The 7,514-nt window shown below is 59.4% G+C and carries 9 protein-coding genes; 5 read left to right on the forward strand and 4 right to left on the reverse strand.

Features of this window, described 5'->3' with window-relative positions:
• On the reverse strand, window positions 1-623 hold a 623-nt coding region (locus tag ACP5KC_RS07650), incomplete at its 3' end, for an AAA family ATPase (RefSeq protein ID WP_428287159.1).
• A 90-nt stretch (window positions 624-713) separates the two neighbouring features.
• On the opposite strand from ACP5KC_RS07650, the gene ACP5KC_RS07655 reads away from it, so the two are divergent.
• The 5 genes from ACP5KC_RS07655 to ACP5KC_RS07675 are packed head-to-tail and all read left to right on the forward strand — an operon-like array spanning window position 714 to window position 4,935.
• Entirely contained in the window at window positions 714-1,550 is an 837-nt protein-coding gene (locus ACP5KC_RS07655) for a hypothetical protein (RefSeq protein ID WP_428287160.1), read from the forward strand.
• Window positions 1,547-2,401 carry a DUF58 domain-containing protein gene (locus ACP5KC_RS07660; RefSeq protein WP_428287161.1) on the forward strand — a complete coding sequence of 285 codons (855 nt, stop codon included), beginning with the start codon at window positions 1,547-1,549 and terminating at the stop codon, window positions 2,399-2,401. The genes ACP5KC_RS07655 and ACP5KC_RS07660 overlap by 4 nt, the downstream gene beginning before the upstream one ends.
• A 40-nt stretch (window positions 2,402-2,441) precedes the next feature.
• Complete coding sequence (locus ACP5KC_RS07665; protein WP_428287162.1) at window positions 2,442-3,356, forward strand: ATP-binding cassette domain-containing protein; 915 nt, start codon at window positions 2,442-2,444, stop codon at window positions 3,354-3,356.
• 11 nt (window positions 3,357-3,367) lie between these two features.
• A complete protein-coding gene (locus ACP5KC_RS07670) occupies window positions 3,368-4,123 on the forward strand; it encodes a hypothetical protein (RefSeq protein WP_428287163.1) in 756 nt (251 codons plus the stop codon).
• Window positions 4,123-4,935, forward strand: a complete 813-nt coding sequence (locus ACP5KC_RS07675) for a hypothetical protein (protein WP_428287164.1) — start codon at window positions 4,123-4,125, stop codon at window positions 4,933-4,935. The genes ACP5KC_RS07670 and ACP5KC_RS07675 overlap by 1 nt, the downstream gene beginning before the upstream one ends.
• On the opposite strand, the gene ACP5KC_RS07680 is transcribed toward ACP5KC_RS07675, so the two are convergent.
• The 3 genes from ACP5KC_RS07680 to ACP5KC_RS07690 all read right to left on the reverse strand — a co-directional run.
• The gene (locus ACP5KC_RS07680; RefSeq protein WP_428287165.1) at window positions 4,932-5,918 is read right to left on the reverse strand and encodes a vWA domain-containing protein; all 987 of its coding nucleotides are present in this window, start codon (window positions 5,916-5,918) and stop codon (window positions 4,932-4,934) included. The two genes, ACP5KC_RS07675 and ACP5KC_RS07680, sit on opposite strands and share 4 nt — an antisense overlap.
• Window position 5,919: 1 nt before the next feature.
• Window positions 5,920-6,828 carry a vWA domain-containing protein gene (locus ACP5KC_RS07685; protein ID WP_428287166.1) on the reverse strand — a complete coding sequence of 303 codons (909 nt, stop codon included), beginning with the start codon at window positions 6,826-6,828 and terminating at the stop codon, window positions 5,920-5,922.
• Window positions 6,828-7,514: hypothetical protein (locus ACP5KC_RS07690; RefSeq protein WP_428287167.1), on the reverse strand; the 687-nt coding region annotated here is incomplete at its 5' end. The genes ACP5KC_RS07690 and ACP5KC_RS07685, both read right to left, overlap by 1 nt.

Raw genomic sequence — 7,514 nt, forward strand, 5'->3', positions numbered from 1 at the left:
GCCGAGTGGAGCTTAACTATGGCTCGCTCCTCCTCGAGGGTCTGGGGGTAGCCCATGATGATCCTTGCGGCGAACCTGTCGAGCTGTGCCTCGGGCAGCGGGTAGGTGCCCTCCTGCTCTACGGGGTTTTGGGTCGCCGCGACGAGGAAGAACTTTGAATTTTCTCGCGCCTCGAGCCTGTACGTCTTCTCGCCGATGGTGACTTGGCGCTCCTGCATCGCCTCGAGAAGGGCGCTCTGCGTCCTGGGGGTTGCCCTGTTGATCTCGTCGGCTAGGACTATATAGGCGAAGATGGGGCCGAACTTTACCTCGAATTCCCTGGTCTGGGGGTTGTAGACCAGGGTGCCGGTGATGTCGGAGGGCATGAGGTCTGGGGTGAACTGTATTCGTGTGAAGCCCTTGTAGGGGACCCCGTTGATCATCTCTTCCCGGCCGAGGAGGTTAAGGAGCCTTGCCAGTGCTTTTACGAGCGTCGTCTTAGCTATGCCGGGGACCCCTTCGAGGAGCACGTGTCCGCCTGCGAGCAGTGAGGCGAGGACGAGCCTCTTTTCGAAGTAGTAGCCTACGATGGCCTTGTCGAGACCTTTAACTATCTCTGCTGCCTCGAGGGCTATGTCCTCCACAGTCGTTACTGTTCTTAAAAGCTAATATTTGCTACGGTTGAAGAGAGGCTTGCCCGATCGGTATTTATACGTGTGGCGGGACTCTCTCTTGTGGCGAGGAGCTGGCGCTTCTACAGCAGGGAGGAGCTCGCCGGGGCCCTCGTGTACGACTCTGAGGGACTCCTCTGCGGAGAGGTCGCCGATTTAACGCTTACAGAAGAACAGGCATTCCTGGACGTCCAGATCAGGAAGCGTGTGGGCGAGGTGTCGGTGGACACAGAGAGGCTTTCACGGGAGCTGCAGAGCAGGGGGCTCCAAGTTGACGGTTTAACCCTTGCAGAGCTAGTGTCCCTCGCACGGGGACTTGGACTCGACGTCCCTCAGCTGAGAGTTGAGCGTGACTTAACGCTGTTAAAGATGAGGATACCCGTAGAGGATATCCAGTGGATCGATCACAAGACACTCCAGCCACGCGGAGAGATCAAGGTTATCCTCCTCAAAACCCCTCGCGAGGCGGAGTTTAGAGGGTGGAAGCCTGGACAGTTCCCAAAGGTGCCCAGGCGTGACGAGGTGAAGGGGAAGCTCGTCCTCAGCTTGACTAGCGGTATCCTGGGGCTTGTAGAGGACGTGGTCGTTGGCGCGGGGGAGCTGGGGCTTAGGGTATACAGGGCCTCCGGTGCCAGGGAGCTGAGATGGCTAGCATTCATCAACGCTTTGAAGAAGGCTAACCGGTGGGAGATTGCAGACGCGTTGTCTAGGGAGATAGACCCCTACAGCTCTCCACGGCTAACTGGAGAGGATGTTGAGAGAGCCCTGGAGTTGGCGAGGAGTATAGGTGGAGGTGATGTGGAGGAGCTAGCGTCAAGGTACATAACGGAGTCTAGGGATGTTCTAGACATAGCCTGGAGGACTGTCAGGCGCCTCGGCGACGCGGTGATAACCGAGTGAGCGAGCAGTGCGTCAGGGCGCGCAGGGCTGCTCATGCTGGACGTGCGAGGGCGGAGTCACTAATTGCTGGCGAGCACCCCTTGAGGACACCGGGACCCGGGCTGGAGTTCGTGGGGATCCGAGAGTATGCCCTGGGGGATGATTTCCGACGGATAGACTGGAGGGTCTCAGCCAGGGTTGGGCTGGGGCTTGAGAAGCTGTTTGTAAGGGAGTATAGCGCGGAGAAGAGGGCCCGCCTCGCCTACCTTGTGGACTTGACTGGCTCGATGAGGTTCAAGGGGAAGTTCGAGAGGCTCGCTTACGCGTTGGCCCTGCACGCAAGGATCTCCGAGGCCCTCCGGGACGAGGTCGCTCTTATAACGTTGTCTGATAGGGTTCAGGCGTATGGTTTCTCGAGCCCGATGGCCGCAGTGGAGCACGTGCTTAAACGACTCTGTAGTGGTGGTGTGTACGGCTCGCTGGACCTGAGGGACGCCTCAATCTACATTGCGGGCTACCAGTGGGGACTGCCGGTAGCCGTTTACACAGACTATGCTAACTCGATAGAGGGGTTCGCAAGGATCTATTCATTGTCGAGGGCCGCTGGGGGGAGCGTCCGTTTCTACGTGTTCACGGCTCCAGGCGAGAAGGGCTTCCAGGGTGGGGGATGGGGCTTACCCCTGCTAGAGGAGGAGACGTCGGCTCTAAGCTTGGCCCACCTCGACGAGTTCTCGGTCATGGTGCAGAGGCATATCCTGTTGCTTAGAAGTCGTTTGCCTCCACGTTTCCTCGTAGAGGTCCCCGTAATGGATGGGACTCTTGAGTTGCGGCGGCTCATAACGAGCTATATGGAGCTGCGTAGGAAAGCCTAAAATACCGGAAGAAAGGGTATTCAGGAGAGGCTGAGAGGCCTTGCCCTATATTATATCAGTACGGGGCCTCGTCAAGCGCTACGGGAAGGTGCCGGCTCTACGTAACGCGACTTTCCACGTCCCCGAGGGTTCGATCGCTGGGCTCCTTGGGCCGAACGGCAGCGGCAAGACCACCACGATGAAGATCCTCTTAGGCCTCCTGAGGAGGGACTCGGGGGACGTCGAGGTTTTCGGGATGGATCCATGGACTCACGAGGCCGAGGTGAGGAGGAGGTTAGGGGTCCTACACGAGAACCCTAACTACCCGGTTAACGAGAAGGTTAGGCCGCTCCTAGTCCACCTCGCAAGGATTAAGGGGTGCCGGGAGAGCGAGGTTGACAGGGTTCTACGGCTCGCCGGGCTTGTAGAGTACTCGGATTCCAGGATTCGTGCTCTCTCTCGTGGCTACCTGCAGAGGCTTGGCCTCGCTATAGCCATGTTGTGTGAGCCTGAGCTAATGCTCTTGGACGAGCCCACGGCGCACCTCGATCCCGGCGCGAGGCTGGAGATCCTCCGCCTCATCGGGACGCTCAGGGAGGAGCTTGGCGCGACCGTGCTCATCTCTAGCCACATCATCCCCGAGCTCCAGGAGGTCTGCGACTACGCGGTCTTCATCCAGAGCGGGGTGGTGGTGGACCACGGCAGCATGGAGGAGCTTGCCAGGCGGCACGGAGTGTCGGCCAGCTACCGCGTGGATGCGAGGAGGCCGAGGCTCGTGGCCTCCAGGCTGATCGCGGAGGAGTTCGTGGAGGCGGTCGAGGTGCTCGACGACCACGTGGTAGTCCGGGTGAAGGGGGGCGCGCACGCCCAGGCCGAGGCACTCCTCTCAAGGCTGGCGGCCGAGGGGCTTGTGGAGGGCTACGAGCTGAGGACCGCGAGTCTCGCGGAGCTTTACGCGAGGGTGGTCGCCGGGTAGGGGTGGGCGGCGTGGCCGACTCGAGGGCAGCTCTCAGGGCTTTCCACGCGTACGCGAGGTACGTCTTTAACAGCATCGCGAAGTGGAACCTCCTGCTGGCAGTGCTGACCCCCCTGGTCGTCATCTCCGCCTACATCGCCTTGTACATCCCCTCTACCAGCTTGCTGCTGAGTATCCTGGCGACGCTGACCGGGATAGCCTACTATCTGCTGACGATCGTGGCGGTGTACTACTTCACCCTCGACTTCTCGCGAGGCACGCACCTGGTCTTCCTCTCCCAGCCGCTTACGCGGAGGGGCTACGCCCTGGCGTGGATGCTCGCCTCGGCGGTGGTGCCGGCGCTCGCGTACGTGCTCAGCCTCGCCGTGCCCTTCCTCGTGCTGGACGCCAGGGCACTGCTCTACTTGGGCTTGGAGGAGTACGCGCTCCTGTTCCTGGAGGGTTTCACCCTGACTATGATGATGTTCTCCGCGGGCCTCGCCTTGAGGAGGCCCTCGCTGGTGATCCTGCTGGGCCTCGTCCTTCACCTGCTCCTCCCCACCGCGGTGGGCGCGGTTTACAGCATCATGGTGTACTCCGGCCGGCCCTGGCTCTCGATGTACGCGGACGCGGTGGCTTTCGTCTCCTACCTCCTCTACCCGTACAGGTCCAAGCTAATAGGGGTGCAGTACTCAAGCTTCGGCGTGTACTCGAGTGCAGCGCTGGCGGCGGCGCTCGTCGTGGCTTCGCTCGAGTACGCAAGGAGGAGGCTCGAGGTGAGCGGGTAGTGATACGCGTGGTCGGCCTGCTCCTGCTCGTCTCCGGGCTTGCATCCACGCTGCTGCTCGTCGCCGTGGCCGGCATGGGGGCCCGGCCCTGTAGCCCCCTCCCCCTGGAGGGGGAGTCCTTCCTCCTCCCCAACGAGACCCAGCAAGGCACGCGAGTCCTGCTGGTCAAGATCCACCGCCAGCTGACGGTGCCTGATATGGAGGGGTTCCGCTACTTCCTCAGGTTCTTGACGCCCGAGAGGCTGGAGGTTCACTGTCTCCCCCCGCCACCCCCCAACGTCACCATGTGGGTTGGCGCGCCGAAGCTCGTGAACATCACCGTGGAGGAGGTGACCCTCTACATCTTGAGGCCTTCAGACATAGCCGTGGTGGAGGCGGCGCTCACGAGCAAGGACGCGCAGCCCACCCAGGTGCTCGCGCTCCTCGAGAGGAAGGCCCTGAAGAGGGTTAAGCTAGCCGAAGCCCAGGAAGCCGCCGCGCCAACGTGGGGCGCGACGCCCTGGGGCAGGATCCTGACCTTGGAGGGCTGGCTCGACGTCGGGCCGGGAGACTACAGCGGCGTCCTCGTCGTCTCCGGGGAGGCGGCGGGGGGGCTGAGCAACTGCACCGCCCGCGCGTTCCCGGAGCCCCCGAGGCCCTATCCCTGCAAAGCCGCCGCCCCGACGCCCAGCCAGTACGCCAGGGGCCTCCTCGTCGCGCTCCTCGGGCTCCTGCTCCTCGCCTACGACCTACAAGAGACTGGCGCCCCGGCGAAGCTGCTGGGCCGCCTGCCCTCCCTGCGCCGCACGCGCATAGCTCCTAGGCCCAGCTAGACAGTAAGCCCGAGGACCCTGTACCTCGCGTAGAGCAGGGAGGTGAGCGCCGCAGCAGCTAACGTTAGAAAAAGCCAGCCTAGGCTGATCTTCTCCTTAACTTTCTCTGTGACGACAACCTTGGCCTTATAGTTGACCGCTACGCGTGCGATTGTACGTGCCAAGCCCTCGAATACGTTGATAAGTGAATCCGCGTCTTCCACGTTAAAGGATAGCCCACCTGTTAGACTGGCTACACGCTTCATCTCGGCTGCTCCCGCGTCACCTCCCGGCCCTATGTATACCGTGTGTACGCTTACATTGAGTTTTCTCATCTCGCTGAGCAGCCCATCGTAGAGTCCACTGTCCGCTGGGAGGCCATCGCTGATAAAGACGACAGTGGAGGATGCGTTGAACGCCCTGTATGGCTTCAGCATGCTTAGCGCCACTCGGAGTGGATAAGTATACATCGTCCCTCCGCCAGGCTCTAACTTCTCGAGCACCTCTACGAGCCGAGCCTTCTTACTGGATATGGGGACCACGGCCCTTATCTTGTCATCGAAAGCTATCAAGCCAACACTCACATTGTCCGGAAGGTTGTCCAGGAACCTCTTTACAGCGGATTTCGCGGCATCGATCTTGACTCCGCCCGGTATGGTGTCAGCCATGCTACCAGACACGTCTAAGACAATTACTACTGCGGGCCCTGCCACTTGGAGGGCCTCGCGGAACTCCGCCTCGGTTTCCTGTGCGACGACTTTCTCTACCTCGATGTATGGCGAGGCAGCAGCGAGGCAGACAAGTGATATTACGGCCAGTTTTAGCATGAGTGTGGCGACTCGCTTGTTTTTTCTAGACTGGAGTCCTACCACCTTAGTCATAGGGTTGGCGAGCCGGAGGAGCCGGGGAAAAATCCTCGAGTGTAGCCTGAAGTGCGTGTAGGTGGCGAGGAGAGCCAGCGGTATCACCGCGGTGAGCATGAACGGGTTCTCGAAACGCAGCATGCTAGACACCGTCAATCAGGGTTGCCAAGATCATTAGAAAGGCAGCAGCCAGTAGTACATGGGTGGGCAGATAACTCCGCCTAGCCTCCTCGACGTATGCCTCTCCCCTTGCTAGGAGGGCACTGTACCTGGCCTCCGCGGCAGCTCTCGCGGCCAGACTCTTAACAGCCTCTAACGAGAACTCGTCGACCGTAAACAGCTTCGAGCCCAGGGTCTCGGCAACCCTCGGAAGAACACCGTAGTCTCCCACCGCCACGAGGACGACGGGCAAGTTCTCTTCCTTCAAGGACTCCGCCACTTGGAGTGGATCCGATCCATAGTTGTTCACGCCGTCACTCACAAGTACGACCACGGTAGGCATGGCTGAGACTCTTGCAACCGAGGAGGCATAGAGGATCGCGTCCCCCAGAGCGGTGTACCTTTCTCCGGCCTCTAAGCCCTTCAAGGCTTTAATACACTCGGAGGCCGCTCCCTGGCAGATAGGCCTAGCGCTCGACGAGAAAACTGCTAGGTGTACAAGGTCCCCGCCACCTAGTGACTGCAAGTATTTCTCCAGGAGATCCTTGGCCACGTTGAAGCGCGTGCTGAGCCCTAAAGGGTAAGTCATGCTCCTCGAAACATCAACAACGATTAGATGCAGTACCTTCTTCCCGGAAAGCTCGCTAAGTCCATCGAAGGGCACCTGTCTCTTCACAGTATATTCTACGTATGGTACTGCTGCTGCCAGGACGAGGCATAACAGTGCTGTTATCCTAGCTGCCTCAAGCAGGTAATTTAGCCTGCTTATCGAGACGTCAAAGAATCTCTGTATTCGCCTCCTGTTAAACCTCGACCTCTGCAAGAGAAATACTGCAGCCGCGAATAGGACGAGCAACGCTAGAGCCTCGGGGTGCTCGAATCCAAGCCTCACTAGTCGTCACCGCTAGGCTCTCCCCAGCCTGCACCAGTTCCCACGCCGCCACCTCCCTGCTGCTTTTTCCCGAGCACGTAAGACTTAAGCAGGGCAACTTCATAGGCGAAGTCTCCGCTTTCCCCTGGCTTAAGATCCATGGCTATCTTCACTAAACTATCTCCAAAGCCATCTGTCTTAGAACCCCTATCCCTACAAGCGTTCTCTAGAGCCGATTTGTCAGCAATTAACACGAGTCTGGCTGCTTTGGACAGGTTCGAGAGCGCCTTAATCCACTTCGTCACCGTCTCTATGGCTTCCATGTACAGCTGCCTATGGCTATCTGAGAGGAGTCCATCATCACTCACCTCCGCTAGGAGCTTGAGCGACGCGTCTAGTTCTTTCATCGTCTTCTCTGCCGACTCAATGACGGCTGGAGCCGATGACTCTGCCAGGGTGAAGTTACAGGATCTCACGCCCTCTAGGAAACTCTTAAATTCTTCCCTTGAAGACGATAGTATATTTGCGGACTCGGCTAAGTGTGCGGCTGCGAGAGCCATTCTGGAGTAGTTTCCAGAGGCTTCAAGTAGCTTTTGCCCAAGCTCGCTAGTCAATAGTTCTTCAAGCTCGGTAGCGTTGTTTAGGAGAAGGGCTATCTCTTGCATCCTCAAGGTGTGATACGTCGCGTTTACTTTGCTGTGTGTTGA

Source organism: Infirmifilum sp. (assembly GCF_049970975.1).
GTDB classification, from domain to species: Archaea; Thermoproteota; Thermoprotei; order Thermofilales; family Thermofilaceae; genus Thermofilum; species Thermofilum uzonense.